Raw genomic sequence first — 18,477 nt, forward strand, 5'->3', positions numbered from 1 at the left:
CCCAGAAGTCCCCGACGAAAGGGGTGTTCACCAGGCGACGGGCAGCAGCGACGGCCCGCGCACGATCACCCCGAACTTCCACTCGACGCCCTCGGGCCCGTCCGCGAAGCGCAGGTTCGGGAAGCGTTCGAGGAGCGCGCCCAGCGCCACCTGCAGCTCAAGCCGGGCCAGCTGCGCGCCGATGCAGTGGTGCGGCCCGAAGCCGAAGGTCAGGTGCGGGTTCTTCTTGCGCGTCAGGTCGATGCGCTCGGGATCCTCGAACACCTCGGGATCGCGGTTCGCCGCGTGCAGGGCGGTGAGCACCGGGTCGCCCATCCGCACCAGGGTGTCCCCCAGCTTGATGTCCTCCAGCGCGTACCGGGCGAACATCGCGGCGGTGTTGATCGGCACGTACCGCAGCAGTTCCTCGACCGCCGACGGCAGGAGTTCCGGCTTGCTGCGCAGCAACGCCAGTTCGTCCGGGTTGGTCAGCAGCGTGTACACGAAGCTCGGCAGCGCCGAGGAAACCGTCTCCACTCCGCCGGTGAGCAGTCCGGCCCCGGCGATGGAGATGAGCTCGTCCTCGCTCAGCTTGTCACCCGCGTCGCGCGCGGTCACCAGCGCGCCCAGCAGGTCGTCGGTGGGTTCCACGCGGCGCTTGGCGATCTGCTCGGCCATGTAGTCCGCGAGCGCGTCGCCCGCGGTGTGCAGCACGTCGCCCTTCGCGGTCGCGTCGTTCGTCAGCGCCTCGGTCCACTCGCGGAAGATCTTGTGATCCTCGAACGGGACGCCGAGCAGCTTGCAGATGACCGACACCGGCAGCGGCCGCGCGAAGTCCTCGACGAGGTCGGCGGGCTGTCCTTTTTCGACCATCGCGTCGATCAGGCCGGTGGTCATCGCGGTGACGTCGGCGCGCATCTTCTCCACCTTGCGCGCGGTGATCGCCTTGCCCGCGAGCCTGCGCAGCCGGGCGTGGTCGGGCGGGTCCATGCCCATCAGGCCGTCGTCGGCCAGCTCGCGCCGCATCCGCGGCTGATCGAGCCCCTGCGCGACGGCGCGGCTGAACCGCGGGTCGGTCAGCACCGTCTTGACGTCGTCGTAGCGGGTCGCCAGCCAGGAGGGTTCGCCATGGGGCAGCTGAACCCGGCACAGTGGTTCGTTGCGCTGCAATTCGGCGTAGCGGGGCGAAACCTCCGTCTCCCGCATCGCGAACGGGTACTCGTGGACTTGCCTGCCGGTCGTCATCCCAGTTCTCCTTTTACGGTCAATCGGTCCTCACCGACGGCGCCGCGCGACCCGGCCGCCAGCACGGGCCCGTCGAACTCCTGCTGGACGAAGGACAACGCGTGCATCAGGCTCGCCGCGGTCACCGCGGGCGCCTGGCCCGCCTCGGCCACCCCGGCCAGGGGCATCGAGCCGAGCGTGGACCAGCCGAGCCTGCCCTCGGCGTCGATGTTGCTGCGGCTGCGCCCGGCGTTGTCGGGGTGCAGGCAGTAGGGGACGTCGAGCAGTCCGCGGCGGAAGGCCAGCAGCAGCGCCCGCCCGATGTCCTCGTGCCCGTTCAGCACGGCGTCGACGAACGCGTACGCCTCGCGGTAGACCTGTCCGCCGTCCCGCTTTCCGTCCGCCATCAAAGAGGTTCCGCGGGCGACGCGGGCCGCGTGTTCGAGCGCCTCGACGTTCTCGGCGACCGTCGGGATCCGGTGGGCTTCCGCGACCGTCTTCACGATGAGCCGCTCCGACCCGGTGCTCACCGCCAGCTCCGCGGCCCTCGCGAGCAACGCGAGGGAGCCCTCCGGTGTCGTCGGGTAAAGGCCCATGTAGCCGTACACCACTACGTGCCAGTCAGCGTCCGGCAGCAGCTCCGCGCACAGCCTGCGCAAGGCGTGGATCGCTTCCTGGTCCTGTGCCAGGTTGATCTGCTGCGCGTAGCTCACCGAGATGTCCCGCACGCCGTGGCGGTAGAAGAACAACGCTTCGAGCACGCTGATCGCGACCAGCTGGCTCGGTGGGCAGAGCTGGCCCATCATGCAGCCGCCGAACGTCTCCAGATGCGGCTCGACGCCGGTTTCCCGGATCCGCAGCAGCAGTGCGCAGCAGTCGGCCCAGTTGCGCACGGACTCTTCCAGCGGGGTGCGGCCGTAGGGCAGGCAGTAGGACACCGGGCCGCCCTCGGTGGCGTGCAGGCCGGTCGCCGCCAGGGCGCCGAAAATGTGTTGCGGGCGCGCGGATCCGTGCCGCACCTGGACCGGATAGTCCACATCGGACACACCGTCGAGCATCAGCCGGGTGGTCTCGGGGTGGTGGGTGACGATCGGGTACCCGTTGAGGCCGATTCCTTCCCGCAGCGCCGTTTCCGCCGATTCCAGGTCGCCGACGCGGGTGTAGCTGTCCAACGTGATCGTGCCGACGGTGACGGCGTCGGCGTTCTTGGTCGCGACGAGCCCGGCCCGCATCTGCTCGGGCCTGCCGAAGCCCATGCGCGGCTGCACGACGAGCGATCCCGCCCGGTGCGCGCGCCGCACGAACTCGCCGAAACTCACGGCGTGGCCCCGGCCGTGATGGAGCCGACGAAGCGCCGGAACGACAGCACCCCTTCCGCACCGTCGTCGAACACCGCGTCGAACCCGGCCGAAAGCAGGTCGGCGAGGTGGCTTTCGCTTTCCCCGCCGGTGATCCCGAGTTTGCCGCCGATCACCGCGGGCACGTTCGCGAGACGATCGTCCGCGCGCAGCCGCCGGATCAGGTGCAGCCCGTCCTGATAGCCGTGCCCGTTGACGCTGCTGATCACCACCAGCGCGGGCCGCAGCTGGAGCGCCTCGGAGATCAGCAGCTCCTCCGGGACGCACGGGCCGAGGTTCACCACCTCGTGGCCCAGCTCCTCGATCAGCAGCTGGAGGAAGACCAGGTTCCAGGTGTGCGCGTCGGAGCGGACCCCGCTGACGAGCACCGGACGGTCGCCTGCGGACCGCGGCGGGCGCGGCGGGGCGGGGACGTCGAGGGACTCGGACGTGCTCACTCCGCCGCGACCCCGCTCGTCTCGTGGACACTCTGTTCGAAGACCCGGCGCGGTTCGAGCCGGGACACCGACACGATCTCTTCGCCACGCACCACCAGTTCGGCGGGGGCGGGCCTGCCCAGGAAGGTCAGCAGGCTCGCGGTGACGCCATAGGCACCGGCGTTCGGGACGGTGAGCAGCTCCCCGCCGGACAGCTCCGGCAGGTCGATGTCGCGGCCCAGGATGTCGCCCGGAGTACACAGTGGACCGACCAGGTTCGCGACGTCACCGGTTTCACCGTCCACCTCCACCGACGCGGGCAGCAGCCTGCCGAGGCCGGACAACCCGCCGAGCGTGTTGATCCCGGCGTCGACGATCACGAACTTCCCGCCCCGGCTCTGCTTGACGTTCACCACGCGGGTCAGCAGGGAACCGCTGTCCCCCACCAGATAGCGACCGGATTCGCAGGCCAGCCGTGTCGTGCCGTCGCGCCAGCCGGGCAGGTGCACGTCGAGGCTGTTCTCCAGTTCGGTGCGCAGCTTGTCGTAGACCGCTCGCTCGCCCCGCACCGCGTACGGGCTGGAGAACCCGCCGCCGATGTCCAGGAATTCCAGTGGGAGACCGACTTCCCGCTGGAGTTCGGCCGCGAGCGCGATCACGTGCTGCATCTCGCCGATCAGGCTCGCCTCGTCCTTGGCGTTGCTCATGGTGAAGAAGTGGGCGCCGACGACCCGGGTCCCGGCGACACTCGTCAGCTCGGGCATGACCTCGGGCAGTGTCTCGCTGTCGATGCCGAACTGCGAGGGCTTGCCCATCATCCGCATGCCGGTCGTCGCGCTCGCCGTCAGGGAGTTGACGCGCAGCAAGGCCTGCGCGGTGACGCCGAGGCGCACCGCGGCCGCGCCGATGTGCCGCAGATCGCCGAGCGACTCCACGGAGAACATCCGCACCCCGAGACCGAGCGCGTGGTCCAGCTCGCCGTCGGTCTTGCCCGGTCCGGTGTAGAGGCACTCTCCGGCGGCGAAGCCCGCGGACAGCGCCGCGGCGAGTTCGCCGGACGAACTGATCTCCGCGCGGCAAGCGCGACCGCCTTCGCGCGTCGCACGCGCCACCTCGGGATGGGGGTTGGCCTTGAGCGCGTAGTACAGCTCGAATCCCTCGGGCAGCATGGAGAACAGCTCGTCCCGTGCCGCCGCGACGCGGTCGAGGTCGTAGACGTACAGCGGGGTGCCGAAGCGCGCCGCCCATTCTTCGTGCGAGTTCACAGCCCCGCTCCCTCCAGCAGCCGGACGAGTTCCGCGGACGCGTTCTTCCCGTGCGCGGTCAGGGGGAATTCCGCCACCACATGGCAGACGGCGGGGACCTTGGCGGGTTCGAGCCGCTTGGCCAGTTCCCGGAGCACGACGTGGGGTTCGAGATCGGTCTCCACGCACACCGCCAGATCCCGGGTCTCCCCTGGCGGGACGGCGCCCGCGGCGCGGACACCGTCGATGTCCATCGCGGCCGCCTCGATCTCCAGCGTGCTCATCCGGACCCCCTTGCGCTTGAACATGTCGTCGCGGCGGCCCTCGAAGTACAGGTAGCCGTCCTCGTCGAGGCGGCCGTAGTCGCCGGTGTGCAACCGCAGGGCGCCGTTTTCGTCGCGCCGGAAGTTGCGTGCCGACAGCTCGGGATCGCGCCAGTAGCCGGGCATCACGTGCGGACCGGTGACCACGATTTCGCCGATCTCGCCGACCGGGAGCTCCGCGCCCGCGTCGTCGAGGATCAGCACCTTCGTGCCGGGCAGCGGCCTGCCGACCGAATCGGGACGCTCGCGGTCCTCCTCCGGCGGCATGACCGAGATCCGCTTGCACTCGGTCTGGCCGAACTGGCGGACCACGCGGACGCCGGGGAACGCCTCCCGCAGCGCGGTGATCGTGGACGCCGGCAGCGCGGCGCCGGTGTTGGTGAACATCCGGACCGGGGCGGGCGCCTCCCCCTCGCGGACGGCGAGGGTGGCGATCATGGTCGCCAGCGAGGGGACGATCGGCACCACGGTCGCGCCGACCTCGCGCATCCGCCGTAGCAGGAGGAGATCCGACTCGCCGTCGGCCAGCACCAGCTCGGAGCGGCCGAGGCAGGCCAGCAGCACCTTGTACAACCCGTAGTCCCACGACATCGGGAACCGGCAGAACACGACGTCGCCGGGCCGGTAGCCCAGCTCGGCCTGCAACGCCCGGGACGCGAACGTCATCTGCGCGTGTGGGCAGATGACCCCCTTCGGGGCGGCCGTACTGCCCGAGGTGTAGAGCAACGCGGCGACGTCGTCGGGGTGGATCTCCACCGGTGCCGCCCGCTTCCCCAGCTCGCGCAGTCTCGCGACCTCACGCCAGCACGATGTGAGTTCGTGCACCGGGGTTTCGGTCACCTCACGCAGCGCACCCACCACGGAACCGTCCGCGACCACCAGGCGGGGTTCGGCACTCGCCAGCACCGCCCGGAGGTGGAACGGCTTCATCCCCGGGTTCAGCGCCACCAGTGTCGCGCCGCGCCGGGAGACGCCGAGGAACAGCGCGACCAGCTCGCGAGTGGTCGGCAGCTGGGTGACCACCCGGTCGCCCGAGCCGATCCCCTCGGACTCCAGCCACGCGTCGACCGCGTGCGTGTATTCGGCGAGTTCGCGATAGGTCCATACTCCGGTCTTGTCACGCACCGCCGTCGAATCCGGGGTTTCGGCGACCGCCTCGTCGAGCAGGGAATGCACCAGCATTCCGTTCGGGGAATCGTTCACCACGTCCAAAGCCGCACTCCAGACCACGCGGAAATATGCGCGCACATTCCGTATCGAGGAATCTATTGCAGCTGTTCCCCGGACACCGTCGACCGGCGGAACATCTGAAAGCATTCACCTGGTATTCACCATGAGCCCCAGTGTTTGCCCGGAACGCTACCTGCCACCCGAGAGCCGCCACACCCCTAATCTCCGCCCTTCCGGGTTCACGTCCGGCGGTGCCGCGGGTGCCTGCCGAGCGGCAGGTAGGGGCTGCTCGCGGCGGGGCCCGGGCAGCCCCGATGTCGCGAACGCTCCGTAGGGGACGTCCAGCGTCCCGAACGACGCTTTCGAGACATGCCCCGCCGCCATGTTCGCTCGGTTCGGCGACCACGGAAACCAGCTCCTGGCCGCGACGCCACTTCGGGGTGCAACAAGGGCGTCCCTCGGCACGTTGGACGCACCGAGTGCGTCCCTCGGCGCGTCAGATGCACCGGGGGCGTCCCTCGGTGCGGCGCCCCGGGAGGAGGCGGGCCGCGCGATCAGGAGCCGGTCAGTAGTTCCGCCGCCTTGGCCGCCAGCGCCAGGCGGTCCACCTTGCGGTTGGCGTTCAGCGGGAACTCGGCCAGGTTCCGGTAGTGCTTCGGGATCGTGCCCTCCGGCAGCAGCTCGCGCAGCCGCCGGACCAGGGTCATCGTCGCGATCGGCTCGCCGAGGTAGAAGGCGAACAGCTCGGTTCCGTTGTCCCCGGCGACTCCCAGCGTCACCGCGTCGTGGGCGCCACAGGCCCGCAGCGCCTGCTCGACCTCGGCCAGTTCGACCCGCCAGCCCTGCACCTGGACCTGCGAATCCAGCCTGCCGAGATAGGCCAGCTCACCGTCCCCGATCCGCCGGACGCGGTCCCCGGTGCGGTACCAGCGCCGTCCGTCGTGTTCGAGGAAGCGGCCCCGTTCGTCCGCCGGATCGAGATAGCCCGGCGTGAGCTGGGGCCCGGTGACACACAGCTCACCCTCGTCGTCCGCGAACCCGCCGTCGTCGGCGAGCAGCAGGTGATCGTGGCCGCCGTTCAGCTCGCCGATCGGCACGACGCCGTTGACCGCGAGCGCGGCCGAGTCTTCCGACCAGCGATGCGCCGCCACCGTGATGGTCAGCTCGGTGGGGCCGTACAGGTTCTCCACGGTCGAGCCGGGCGCGGCGCGCTGCCAGTCGTCGGCGTCGCGGCACTTCAGGGCCTCGCCCGCGAAGAAGCTCCAGCGCAGGCCCGGCATACCGCCGTCGGCCAGCCCCTCGGTCCGGCGCACGAGGTCGATCACGCTCGGGGTGGAGAACCACACGGTCACCCCGTGCTCGGCGAGGTACCGCGGCAGCTCCCGATAGGACTGCGGCGGGATGACCGCGGCCGTGGCGCCGGCGCCCCACGCGCAGAACAGGTCGAACAACGAACAGTCGAAATTCAGGTCGAAGGTCTGCGAGAACACGTCGTCCGGGGTGAAGTCGTAGCGCGCGTCGAGCAGGCCGAAGTAGTGCCCGGCGTTGCCGTGCGTGATCACCACGCCCTTGGGCCGCCCGGTCGAGCCCGAGGTGAACAGCAGGTAGGCCGGGTCGTCCGGGCCCGCCTTGCGTGGCTGGTCGAGGCGGTACCGCGGATCGGCGACCAGCACCGTCCCCGAATCCGGCTCGCTCTCCGGCGCGAGCACGGCGACGTCGTCCTTTCCGGCCAGCAGCGCGGGCAGTGCCGCGATGTTCGCCTCGTCGACGATCAGCGCGGTCGCTCCCGAGGCATCGAGCATCTGCCGGGTCCTGGCCACCGGGAAGTCCGGCCGCAGCGGGACCACCGCGGCGCCCGCGTAGAGCGCGGCCAGGATGCCCGCGTACGCGGTGACCCCCTTGGCGGCCAGCACCCCGACCACCCGCGCGTCGGCCCGCACCAGCGCGCCCGCCCAGCACGACGCCAGCTCGTGCGCCCGCGCGTAGGTCATCGACACCGGGCCGACCCGCACGGCCACCCCGTCCGGGGACTTCGCCAGCCCGCGGAGGAACCTGCCGTGCAGACCCTCTCCGGTCACTTCATCCATTACCGACCTCCGCCGTGATTTAGGGGTGCACTTTACGGGGGAAAACCCGGGGCACGCAGTAAACTCCGGAACTGCCCCCGGCGAAATTCGTTGCCGGCTCACCGACCGATTCCGGAGTCATCATGTGGGACACCAAGTTCGAAGACCTGCTGCGCCGTCAGCTGCCTTACCTCGGCGCCGAGGAAAAGCTGGAAGCGGACACGCCGCTTCGTGAATTCGGGCTCGACTCGCTCGCGATGGTCGAACTGCTCTCCGTATTGGAGCGCACCTACGACGTCCGCTTCGAGGACGACGCGCTGACACTGGACACCTTCAAGACGCCGGGCATTCTGTGGAAAACGCTCTCCGGGGTGCTGGAGCCGGCGAACTGACGCCACCGCCGGGGCGGCGCCGGTTCACCGGCGTTCAGGCGCCGCCCCCGGCAGGCGCCATGCTCCGCCGCCGGGGCTGGAGCGCGAGCCGGGGATCTACGGCCAGCACCTCGAAGTTGTCGGTCGTGCAGGCCACCCTGCCGAACAGGCTGTCCGGGCCCGCGACGCACACCTTGCCGACGCCGAGATCCTTCAACGTAGCCACGACGTCGATCCAGCGCATCGGCCGGACGAAACTGTCCAGCAGCATCGTGCGCACGCCCTCGGCGGTCCGCAGCACCGTGCCGTCCTGGTCGGCCACCATCGGCAGCCGGGGATCGGCCATCGGGAGCGCGCCGAGCACCTCGTCCTCGGCCTTGCGCCGCAGCGCGCCGAACGGGCTCGCGTGCATCGGCGGCCGCATCGTGTAGAGCGAAAACCCGCCGAGGTCGCGGATCCGGCGCTGCAGCCATTCGACGTTGTGCTCCCGCAGGGACACCATGTAGAAGTCGTGGTCGATGTGGCAGGAGATCTCGTGCCACTCGCCGCGCCCGGTCAGTTCGTCCAGTACCTCGTCCAGCTTTTCCCGGGGCGTGCGCACGAACGAATGCGTCACGACGTCCTGGTATTCGGTCGCGAAGTACTCCTCCAGGCAGCGAGCCAGCTTCGCGGTCAGCCACACACCGTCCTCAAAGGACACCGAACCGGCGTGGACGGCAGCGGGCTTCTCCCCGAAACTGGGGCCGGCGCAGACCTGCGGGGTCACCCCGAGCTCCGCCTCCGCCCACTGGGCGAGCGCGACGCAGTTGACCATGAAGGCCACCTGCGCGTACTCGGAGTAGTCGCCAGGCGTCTCGCGGAACCGGTCGACCAGCGAATAGCCGAGCCGGTCGCTCGCGGCCGCGACGAGCTTCCTGGCGAACGGGTTGATCAGCATGAACTTGCCGACGTCCGCGAAACGGGCGGGGCTCATCCCGGGAAACACCATGGCCGCAGCGGTACGGCTCACCTCGTCCATCGGTGACTACCTCCTCATCTTCTCGACGTGCTCGGGGGCTGCGGGCACCGGTTGCCGGTCGAGCCGCCCGAGGAACTCCGCGAGCACCGCCCGGAACCGCTCCGGCTCCTCCAGGTTCGGCATATGGCTCGACTCCTCGAAGATCTCCCAGCGGACGTCCGGGATCCGATCGGCGAAGGGCTGCATGGTGACCGGCGTGGCCTCGTCGTGGCGACCGGACATCAGCAGCGTCGGCACCGAGATCTCGGCGAGGCAGTTCACCACCGACCAGTCCTTCAACGTGCCCACGACGTGGAACTCGTTCGGGCCGTTCATCACCGAGTACACAGTGGAGTCGTTCGAGACCTCCATCAGCGACGCGACGTAGTCACGCGGCCAGGGCTGGACCCGGCACACGTGCCGGTCGTAGAAAACACGCGCGGCGCGGAAGTACTCGTTCGAGTCGGTGGTGCCCGCGGCCTCGTGCCGGCGCATCGTCGCGTCGATCTCCGGTGGCAGCGCCGCCCGCAGCACCTCCATCTCCTGCCGCCAGAGCAGGTAGGAGGCCGGGGCGTCCGCGATGACAAGCCCGGCCAGCCCCGCCGGTCCCGCCGCCGCGTGCCGGGCGGCGAGCATGCCGCCCCACGAATGTCCGAGCAGGACGTAGTTGTCCGCGATCCGCAGCCCCCGCAGCAGATTGTCGAGTTCGTCGAGGTACAGCTCGGGGGTGAAGAAATCGGTCGGACGGTCGGCCAGCCGGGTCGAACCACCGTTGCCGAGCTGGTCGTAGTGCACCACCGGCCAGCCGTCGTCGGCGAGCTCCGCCAGGTTCAGCAGGTAGTCGTGGGTGCTGCCGGGACCGCCGTGCGCCACCACCAGCGCCGGGCGCCCGGCGCCCGGCGTGCCGGTCACCCGGTACCAGGTCCGGCAGTCGCCGAAGGGCACCCATCCCTTGACACTGGGCGCCTTGACCATTCCCATCACCTCATCGACACGGCCGTCACGGGCTCTCACCGCGTCCATGTCTAATCGCCGGGACGCCGCTGGACCAGCCCCCTTAGGGGCGTCCCGGGGCGGCGGGCGCGGGGAGGATCGCGACCTCCGCCCGGTCCTCCGCTAGGGGTCCCCAGGCCCGCATTCCCGTTCGGACCCCTAACTTCGCCGCCGTGGCTTTCCTCGGGTTTCCAGCGGGGATCGTCGAATTAGGGTGAAGTCACCGCCAACCATTGGAGACGGCAGTGCGTGTCATGTTGATGGTCTTCCCGACCAGAACCCATATCTACAGCATGGCTCCGGTCGGCTGGGCCTTGCGTGCCGCGGGCCACGAGGTGCGCTACGTGGGCCAGCGCAATCCGTCCGAAGTGGAACCGTTCCTGGAGACCGGGCTCGACGCGATGTGGTTCGGCGGCGACCTCGACCTGGTCCGGCACCGGCACCTCGAAGGGGTCGGCGAGCATCCGATGGGCTCGGAGCACCTGCTGTCCGAAAGCCGCCCGGAGAAGTACACCGACGAATACGTGCGCTCGGTCTACCACACCTGGGTCGAGGGATTCCGGTGGACCGCGCCCGACGCCATGCTCAACGAGATCGTGCGGTTCGCCCGGCACTGGAAGCCCGACCTCGTCGTCTGGGACCCGCTGATGTACGCGGGCCCGCTCGTGGCCAAGGCCACCGGGGCGGCACACGTGCGCATGCTCTACGCCGCGGACCAGACCGCCCGGCTGTTCGCGCAGCACGCGGACCTGCTGAGCAGGCAGCCGCCGGAAGAGCGGCACGACCCGCTCAAGGAGTGGATGTCCGAGTGGCTGGCGACGCAGGGCTGCGAGTTCGACGAGCAGCTGCGCCTCGGCATGGCCACCATCGACCCGTCGCCCGAGTGCATCCGCTACGACCTCGACGTCAACTACATCCCGGTGCGCTTCGTCGCGGTCAACCGGCCGATGGCGGTTCCCTCGTGGGTCGTCGAAGAGCCGGAACGGCCCCGGGTGTGTCTCACGCTCGGCGTGTCCAACCGCCAGGTCCACGGACGTGAGGAGGCCTCGGTGGCGACGCTGCTCGACGGCCTCGCCGATCTGGACGTCGAGGTGATCGCGACACTGAACGCGGCCCAGCTCGCCACCGTGCCGAAGGTGCCGGACAACGTCCGCGCGGTCGACTTCGTGCCGATGAACGAGCTGCTGCCCAGCTGTTCGGCGATCGTGCACCAGGGCGGCGGCGCGACCATCGGGAACGCCGTGGTGAACGGCGTCCCCCAGCTCATCGTGCCCGGAACCACCTGGAGCGAACGCATTTCCGCGATCGCCCAGGAGAAACGGGGCTACGGCCTGCTCCTCGACCTCGCCGACCTCACCCCGGACCAGCTGCGGGCGAAGGTCGAGCAGCTGCTCGTCGACCCCTCGTTCCGCCGCAACGCGATCGAGGTCCAGCAGGAAGTGCACGCGGCGCGGACCCTGCAGGACGTCGTCGGCGATCTGGAGGACCTCGCGACCGGCTTCGCCACGTCACGAGCGTCTTGAAACCACTACGGCTAAGGAAAAAACCAACATGAACCCACCGGGTACGACGCAGTTCCAGGAATACGCCCTGCCCGACGGCCGCGTGGTGTCCTGCACCAACAAGTTCAACACCGCGGGGGTGTGGCAGGAGTTCTCCGACGGCCTCTACGCCCGGTGCATCGCCCGGCTGCGGCCGAACGACACCGTGGTGGACGTCGGCGGGCACATCGGGCTGACCTCCCTGCTGGTCACCGACGCGGTGCCGGACCTGCGCATCATCGCCTGCGAGCCCGCGCCGCCCACCTTCGAATGCCTGGTCCAGAACTTCGAGCGCCACCTCCCGACGGCGATCGCGGTCAACGTCGCGATCGGCACCCAGCCCGGCACGACCACGCTGACCTACTACCCCAACAGCGACGTCATGTCGACGCTGCGGGTGGACGACGAGGACGACCGGCGCAACATCGAGGCGGCGCTCACCAGCTTCGGCGTGAGCGACGAGCGGCAGCGCCAGTTCCACCTCGACCGGACGAAGGCGGGCGCCGTCGAATACCCGGTCAAGGTCATCACGCTGGCGCACCTGTTCGCCGAGTACCACCTGAAGGAGGTCGGGTTGCTCAAGGTCGACGTCGAACGCGCCGAACTCGACGTCTTCCGCAGCCTCGACGACGCCGACTGGCCCGGGATCCGCAACATCATCGCCGAGGTCCACGACGTCGACGGCCAGCTCGCGGAAACGGTGGAACTGTTGCGGGACAAGGGTTTCCACCTCGACGACCTGCAGCAGGACATGTACGACACCGGCACCACGCACATGGTCACCGCCACCAGGGACCTCCCCTAGCCGGGTGACGCGCGGCACCGGCCGCGCCGTCCGCGCGTCCCGGCGGAGCCCGGTCGTCTAGGCTCGCGGGCATGCCGGACACGCAGTACGAAGATCTGCTCCGCCACGTGCTCGACACGGGCGCCCGCAAGGCCGACCGCACCGGGACGGGCACGCGGTCGGTCTTCGGGCACCAGCTGCGGTACCGGCTGTCCGACGGCTTCCCGCTGATCACGACGAAGAAGGTCCACTTCCGCTCGATCGCCTACGAGCTGCTGTGGTTCCTGCGCGGCGACGGGAACGTGAAGTGGCTCCAGGAGAACGGCGTCACGATCTGGGACGAGTGGGCGGCGCCGGACGGCGACCTCGGCCCGGTCTACGGCGTTCAGTGGCGGTCGTGGCCGACCCCGGACGGCGGCCACGTCGACCAGATCGCCGAGGTGCTGCGCACGCTGCGCGAGAACCCCGACTCCCGGCGGATCATCGTGTCCGCGTGGAACGTCGCCGACATCCCGCGGATGGCGCTGCCGCCGTGTCACGCGTTCTTCCAGTTCCACGTCGCCGACGGCAGGCTTTCCTGTCAGCTGTACCAGCGCAGCGCGGACCTGTTCCTCGGGGTGCCGTTCAACATCGCGAGCTACGCGCTGCTGACGCACATGATCGCCGAGCAGGTCGGCCTCGGCGTCGGAGACTTCGTCTGGACCGGCGGCGACTGCCACATCTACGACAACCACCTCGACCAGGTCCGCACGCAGCTCGGGCGCGAGGCACGGCCGTTCCCGGCGCTGAGCCTGAAGCCGGCGGAGAGCCTGTTCGACTACACCTACGAGCACATCGCGATCGAGGGCTACGACCCGCACCCCGGCATCAAGGCACCGGTGGCGGTGTGATCGGGGTCGAGTGGGCGCAGTCGTCGAACGGCGTCATCGGCCGTGACGGCGCGCTGCCGTGGCATCTGCCGGAGGATCTCAAGCACTTCCGCACGCTGACCGCGGGCGCGACCGTACTCATGGGGCGCCGGACCTGGGAGTCGCTGCCGCCGCGGTTCCGGCCGCTGCCGGGCAGGCGCAACCTCGTGCTGTCGCGTACGCCGCAGGAAGGCGTCGAGACGTTCCCCGACCTGTCGGCGGCACTCGCCGCGGTGTCCGGGGACGTCTGGGTGATGGGCGGCGCGGCGGTGTACCGGGCGGCGCTGCCGCTCGCGGACCGGATCGTGGTCACCGAGATCCGGGAGCACTTCGACGGCGACACGTACGCGCCGGACGTCGGCCGCGCGCCGGACTCCACCGGGGAATGGCTGGAGTCCTCGACCGGGCTGCACTACCGGTTCCTGACCTGGGGCTGACGGCCACGCTGTGCTCAGCGTGGCCAAGAGGGTACATACCTCGGCCACGACGGGCGGTGGTGTTGGCCGCCGGAACCCGGGATGTCACGCTGGTTCGACCGTCCGTGTGCCCTCCGCCACGGACGGCCAAGGAACCACGAACGTCCTCGGGAGCCTTCAGTGAGAAGCACCGGAATCGTGTTGTTCGCCCTGTTCGTCGCGTGCGCCGCCGGGCTCTCCCCTGCCGCCGCCTCACCGGCCGCGTTCACCCTGACCAGCACCGCTTTCGCCGACGGCGGCATGATCCCCAAGGTCCACGAATGCACCAGCGGCGGCGGCAACGACCCCGCCAAGAAGAACGAATCCCCGCCGTTCGCGTGGTCCGGCGCTCCGGACACCGCCAAGAGCTACGCGATCATCATGCGCGATCTCAGCAACAACAACCTCCTCCACTGGATCATCTACGACATCCCGGTGAGCACGACCTCGCTCCCCCAGAACGTCCAGCACGCCTACCAGCCCGCGGTCCCCGCGGGTGCCAGGCAGGTCTACTACCGGGGAAGCGCGAGCCTTTACGGCTATCAGGGACCGTGCTCGCCCACCACGATCAACACCTACGAGTTCGTCGTCTACGCGCTCAACAAGGCGTCGCTCACCAATCTGAACGCCAACTCGTCGACGCAGACCGCCGCCAGGACCATCACCGCGGCCTCGATCGCCACGGCGAGGATCACCGGCAAGTCGTAGCTCCCCCGGCGTGCGCGCCGCCCCGCCGAGCGTGGCGAGGCGGCGCGACGTCCGGCTACGGCACGGAGCGTGCGAGCAACCGTTCGAGCCAGGATTCCCGGGCGGCCAGGCACGCCCGTGCCGGCGCGGATTGCGGCGCCAGGTCGTAGAAACCGTGGAACGCGCCGCCCCAGACGTGCAGTTCCGCGTCCCCGCCCGCCGCCCAGATCGCGCTCGCGAACGCCACGTCCTCGTCCCGGAACACCTCGGCCGCGCCGACGTCGATGAACGTCGGCGGCAGCCCGCTCAGATCCGTCGCCCGCGCCGCCGCCGCGTACGGCGAGACGTCGGCGGTGCCCCGGCGATCCCCGAGAACCGCCGTCCACGCGGTGAGATTGCTCGTCCGGTCCCAAACGCCGACACCGTCGTACTGGTGTGACGACACCGTCTCGTTCCGGTCGTCGATCATCGGGCACTGCAGCAACTGGCCGAGCAGCGCCGGGCCTCCACGATCGCGCGCCAGCAACGTGGTCCCGGCGGCGAGGCCACCTCCGCCGCTGCCGCCGAAGATCACCAGGCGACCGGGATCGAACCGCAGAGCGTCTGCGTTGCCGGCCATCCACCGCAAGCCCGCGTAACAATCCTCCACGGGAACGGGGTCGGGGTGTTCGGGCGCCAGGCGGAACTCGGCCGTGACGGCGACCGCGTCGTACTTCAGTACCCAGTCGATCAGCGGACCGGCCGAAGCGAACCGGTCGCCCATGACCATGCCACCGCCGTGGAGGTGATAGATCCCCGGCCCGGGCTTCTCGTGGTCCACAGAGGACAGTACGGAGACGGCGATCTCCGCCCCGCCGTGACCGGTGATCGTGTGGTGCACGCAGCCGACCGGCCGGTCCCCGATTTGTTCCGCGATACCGGGAAAAGGCAGCGCCCGGTAGTGCTCCAGCCGATCCGCGGTCATCCCGGCCGGGACCCGGCCGTCGAGCGTCGGCAACACGGCGGCGAGTTCGGGATCGAACGGCGGCCGTGGAATTTCGTGCGTCATCGGTACTCCTGGGAGTCATCGCTTCCTCCGCCGTCGCCGCGCCGCCGACCGCGGGCGCGTTCGTGCCCGCGCCGGAACACGCGTAACGAAGGGAAGCGGAGGTGGAAAGAGTCGTGGTGGGGCCGATGTCGGCCGGTACGCCGCCGACGGGCCCGGCGGCTAGACTCTGTCCACCTCGATGAGCATGCCGTGAGGCTAACACGGCCCGGTGACGCGACGTCGTGCTCAGTAGTCCTTGACGGTGATCGCGTTCGCCGCCTTCGCCAGCGCCTCCGGGTGCGCCTGCGCGCCCCGGTCGTCCATGACCAGCGCCTGATTCGCGGCGACGTAGCTCGCCATCTCCCGCTGGTAGGCACCGAAACCCGCGTCGTGGTCACCGGCGGTGGACAGCTCGCCCGCCAGGACGTAACCGCCGACCAGCGCGAGGCTGGTGCCCTGGCCGGACATCGGCGACGCGCAGTGGGCGGCGTCGCCGACCAGCGCGATCCGGCCCGCGCACCAGCCGTCCGGCATCTTGATCTGGCACATCTCGTCGAAGTAGAAATCCGGCGCCCGCCACATCGCGTCCAGCATCCGGGGCAGCTCCCAGCCGGCCCCGGCGAAGTGCTTGGCGAGAAATTCCTTCTGCCGCTGGACATCCCGGTGGTCCGGAGTGTCCGATGTGGACTTGAAGTTGAGGAGCACCCGCGCTTCGGCGTCGTCCCGCACACTCATCATGACGACCAGGTGGTCGTCGGTACGCAGGCACGTCTGCCAGTGCTCGAGCCCCAGGAAGTTCTCCGTGGTGAAGATCGCGATATGCCTGCCGAGCGCGTGCGTGAACCGCGCCTCCTGGCCGAAGGCGAGCGCGCGGACCCGCGAGTGCGTCCCGTCCGCGCCGATGACCAGGTCGAACCGACGTGGCTCGGCGTGCTCGAAGGTGACCGCGACGCCGCTGTCGTCCGGTGCCAGTTCGGTGACCGAGTCGCCGAACACGAACTCGGCGGACGATCCGATCGCTTCGGTCACGAGCCCGCTCAGGTCGTCCCGCATGAGTTCGATGTCGTCGTTGTCGATGACACCGCCGGTGATGGTCGTTTCGGTGTCGCGCAGCAGCTCGACGCCGTCGGCGTCCACCATGCTCATGCCCTGGATGGCGGTCTTGGCCCGCCGGGCCCGATCGAGCATCCCCATGCGGTCGAGGACGCCCAGCGCCGACCCCCGGACGTCGATCGCCTGACCACCGATCCTCGGCGCCGGGGCGCGTTCCACCACGGTCACCCGCCAGCCGCGCCGTGCCAGCCAGTACGTCGCCGACAGACCGGCGATGCCGGCGCCGGACACCAGGACGTTCCCCGCCTTCATCCGTTCCTCCCGTTGATCGAGTACCCCAGCCGAGATCGACGGTAGGACCGATTCAGACGTTTGTCTAGCACGTTTGTGCAAGACGTTCGTCTCATTCCTGCGCTAGCATGCTCACCATGGGAAACCGGGAGGATCTGCTGGACGGCGCGCGACGCTGCCTGGCCACGAAGGGGTACGCGCGCACGACGGCACGGGACATCGCGACGGAGGCCGGTACGAGCCTCGCGGCGATCGGCTACCACTTCGGCTCGGTCCAGACGCTGCTCAACGCCGCGATGGTCCGGACGCTCAGCGAGTTCGCGGACTCGCTGCGGGAGAGCAGGCGCCGGGCCGCGGGTGGTACCGGCAGCCCGGTCGAGCGGCTGGCCGCCGTGCTGGCCGACACGATCAGGCACTTCGCCGAACACCGGGAGATCTGGCTGGCGTTCTGCGAAGCGGTGGTCGCCGCCGAACACTCGCCCGAACTCCGGGAAGAGCTGCGCAGAAGCTTCGATCTCAGCCGCCGCGGCTTCGCGGCCGAAGTGCTCGATGCCGACGAGGACACTGTGGACGAAGAGCTGGTGCGCACCGTCGGCGCGTTCGGCACGTGCCTCGTCACCGGCCTGAGATTCCAGCTCCCGATCGACGCGGACAACGCGCCCGCGGCCGAGGACGTACTCACCGGCATGCTCCGCGTCCTCGCGCCCCAGGACGGCCGACGATGACCGCGCCGGCGGTCCCGAAGCCACGTCCGGACACCCGGAAGCGCGCCTCGACACGGACCGCGAGACCGATCAGGAATCGAGAAGCACGGATCACCGGGTCGCGCCTAGCGTTCCTGTCATGACCTCCATCGACAGCATCACCCTCGAAACGGCCGACCCCGAAGCCGCCGGACGCTTCTACGCCACCGCCTTCGGGCTGGACACCCTGCTCCGCCTGCGGGCCTCGCAGACGCCGGCCACCGGCTTCCGCGGCTTCACCCTGGCACTCACGGTATCCCAGCCCGCCGACGTCGACGCCCTCATCGACGCCGCTCTCGACGCGGGCGCGACCATGCTCAAGCCCGCCGCGAAATCGATGTGGGGTTACGGCGGGGTGGTCCAGGCCCCGGACGGCGCCATCTGGAAGGTCGCGACCTCGGCGAAGAAGAACACCGGCCCCGCCACCCGGCGGATCGACGACATCGTGCTGCTCCTCGGGGTCGCCGATGTGACCGCGAGCAAGCAGTTCTACGTCGGCCAGGGCCTCACCGTGGCGAGGAGTTTCGGCCGCAGGTACGTCGAGTTCGCCGCCGGGAGCGGCGCCGTCAAACTGGCCCTGTACCGGCGCCACGCCCTCGCCAAGGACCTCGGCGTCTCCCCCGACGGCACCGGCTCGCACCGGATCGCCGTCAGTGGCGCCGGGCCCTTCACGGACCCGGACGGGTTCGCCTGGGAAGCCACCTCGCTGGCGGCGCGGTCCTGATGTGCCGCTATCACCCCGGCATGGTCGCCGCTCTCGCCTGGGACAGCACCGATTCCGCCGCACCCCGCGATTTCCGGGAAGAACCAGCCCCGTGCCCACCGGACGGGCCCGGCTTCCCGGATC

18 protein-coding genes are annotated in these 18,477 nt (G+C 69.8%); 8 read left to right on the plus strand and 10 right to left on the minus strand.

Annotation, left to right across the window (positions count from 1 at the left end; genetic code table 11):
• Positions 1-27: 27 nt before the first annotated feature.
• From ACFWY9_RS35305 to ACFWY9_RS35330, 6 genes are all read right to left on the minus strand, one after another.
• Positions 28-1,224 carry a cytochrome P450 gene (locus ACFWY9_RS35305; RefSeq protein WP_378330358.1) on the minus strand — a complete coding sequence of 399 codons (1,197 nt, stop codon included), beginning with the start codon at positions 1,222-1,224 and terminating at the stop codon, positions 28-30.
• Positions 1,221-2,522 (minus strand): methylaspartate mutase, encoded by a 1,302-nt coding sequence (locus ACFWY9_RS35310; RefSeq protein WP_378330357.1) that lies wholly within the window; start codon positions 2,520-2,522, stop codon positions 1,221-1,223. Before ACFWY9_RS35310 ends, ACFWY9_RS35305 begins: the two co-directional genes overlap by 4 nt.
• Complete coding sequence (locus ACFWY9_RS35315) at positions 2,519-2,998, minus strand: cobalamin B12-binding domain-containing protein (RefSeq protein ID WP_378340899.1); 480 nt, start codon at positions 2,996-2,998, stop codon at positions 2,519-2,521. The genes ACFWY9_RS35310 and ACFWY9_RS35315 overlap by 4 nt, the downstream gene beginning before the upstream one ends.
• Positions 2,995-4,242: a type III PLP-dependent enzyme gene (locus tag ACFWY9_RS35320; RefSeq protein ID WP_378340900.1), complete on the minus strand. Its 1,248-nt coding sequence runs from the start codon at positions 4,240-4,242 to the stop codon at positions 2,995-2,997. The genes ACFWY9_RS35315 and ACFWY9_RS35320 overlap by 4 nt, the downstream gene beginning before the upstream one ends.
• Entirely contained in the window at positions 4,239-5,750 is a 1,512-nt protein-coding gene (locus ACFWY9_RS35325; RefSeq protein ID WP_378340901.1) for an AMP-binding protein, read from the minus strand. Before ACFWY9_RS35325 ends, ACFWY9_RS35320 begins: the two co-directional genes overlap by 4 nt.
• A gap of 518 nt (positions 5,751-6,268) precedes the next feature.
• The gene (locus tag ACFWY9_RS35330; protein ID WP_378340902.1) at positions 6,269-7,801 is read right to left on the minus strand and encodes an AMP-binding protein; all 1,533 of its coding nucleotides are present in this window, start codon (positions 7,799-7,801) and stop codon (positions 6,269-6,271) included.
• Positions 7,802-7,923: 122 nt separating this feature from the next.
• Between ACFWY9_RS35330 and ACFWY9_RS35335 the strand changes: the two genes are divergently transcribed.
• Positions 7,924-8,172 (plus strand): acyl carrier protein, encoded by a 249-nt coding sequence (locus ACFWY9_RS35335; protein WP_378330352.1) that lies wholly within the window; start codon positions 7,924-7,926, stop codon positions 8,170-8,172.
• A gap of 34 nt (positions 8,173-8,206) precedes the next feature.
• Here the strand turns inward: ACFWY9_RS35335 and ACFWY9_RS35340 are convergent, their stop codons facing one another.
• Entirely contained in the window at positions 8,207-9,169 is a 963-nt protein-coding gene (locus tag ACFWY9_RS35340; protein WP_378330351.1) for an ACP S-malonyltransferase, read from the minus strand.
• Positions 9,170-9,175: 6 nt separating this feature from the next.
• Positions 9,176-10,171 (minus strand): proline iminopeptidase-family hydrolase, encoded by a 996-nt coding sequence (locus ACFWY9_RS35345; RefSeq protein ID WP_378340903.1) that lies wholly within the window; start codon positions 10,169-10,171, stop codon positions 9,176-9,178.
• 224 nt (positions 10,172-10,395) lie between these two features.
• Between ACFWY9_RS35345 and ACFWY9_RS35350 the strand changes: the two genes are divergently transcribed.
• The 5 genes from ACFWY9_RS35350 to ACFWY9_RS35370 all read left to right on the plus strand — a co-directional run bounded on the left by ACFWY9_RS35350 (position 10,396) and on the right by ACFWY9_RS35370 (position 14,537).
• Positions 10,396-11,664, plus strand: coding sequence for a nucleotide disphospho-sugar-binding domain-containing protein (locus tag ACFWY9_RS35350; RefSeq protein ID WP_378330364.1), 1,269 nt, complete (start codon positions 10,396-10,398; stop codon positions 11,662-11,664).
• Positions 11,665-11,692: 28 nt separating this feature from the next.
• On the plus strand, positions 11,693-12,487 hold the full coding sequence (locus tag ACFWY9_RS35355) for an FkbM family methyltransferase (protein WP_378340904.1): 795 nt from the start codon (positions 11,693-11,695) through the stop codon (positions 12,485-12,487).
• 71 nt (positions 12,488-12,558) lie between these two features.
• Entirely contained in the window at positions 12,559-13,356 is a 798-nt protein-coding gene (locus tag ACFWY9_RS35360) for a thymidylate synthase (RefSeq protein WP_378330348.1), read from the plus strand.
• Positions 13,353-13,811 carry a dihydrofolate reductase gene (locus tag ACFWY9_RS35365; RefSeq protein ID WP_378330347.1) on the plus strand — a complete coding sequence of 153 codons (459 nt, stop codon included), beginning with the start codon at positions 13,353-13,355 and terminating at the stop codon, positions 13,809-13,811. The genes ACFWY9_RS35360 and ACFWY9_RS35365 overlap by 4 nt, the downstream gene beginning before the upstream one ends.
• A gap of 159 nt (positions 13,812-13,970) precedes the next feature.
• Entirely contained in the window at positions 13,971-14,537 is a 567-nt protein-coding gene (locus ACFWY9_RS35370; RefSeq protein WP_378330346.1) for a YbhB/YbcL family Raf kinase inhibitor-like protein, read from the plus strand.
• Between the two features lie 55 nt (positions 14,538-14,592).
• Here the strand turns inward: ACFWY9_RS35370 and ACFWY9_RS35375 are convergent, their stop codons facing one another.
• Together ACFWY9_RS35375 and ACFWY9_RS35380 are read right to left on the minus strand one after the other, a co-directional pair.
• Entirely contained in the window at positions 14,593-15,564 is a 972-nt protein-coding gene (locus ACFWY9_RS35375) for an alpha/beta hydrolase (protein WP_378340905.1), read from the minus strand.
• A gap of 225 nt (positions 15,565-15,789) precedes the next feature.
• Positions 15,790-16,908, minus strand: a complete 1,119-nt coding sequence (locus ACFWY9_RS35380) for an FAD-dependent oxidoreductase (RefSeq protein ID WP_378340906.1) — start codon at positions 16,906-16,908, stop codon at positions 15,790-15,792.
• A gap of 116 nt (positions 16,909-17,024) precedes the next feature.
• Here ACFWY9_RS35380 and ACFWY9_RS35385 point away from each other — a divergent pair, with 116 nt between their 5' ends.
• Complete coding sequence (locus ACFWY9_RS35385; RefSeq protein ID WP_378330343.1) at positions 17,025-17,612, plus strand: TetR/AcrR family transcriptional regulator; 588 nt, start codon at positions 17,025-17,027, stop codon at positions 17,610-17,612.
• 118 nt (positions 17,613-17,730) lie between these two features.
• Entirely contained in the window at positions 17,731-18,354 is a 624-nt protein-coding gene (locus ACFWY9_RS35390) for a VOC family protein (protein ID WP_378330342.1), read from the plus strand.
• Positions 18,355-18,477: the final 123 nt, after the last annotated feature.

The organism is Amycolatopsis sp. NPDC059027 (assembly GCF_042739735.1).
In the GTDB taxonomy this organism is placed as follows: Bacteria; Actinomycetota; Actinomycetes; order Mycobacteriales; family Pseudonocardiaceae; genus Amycolatopsis.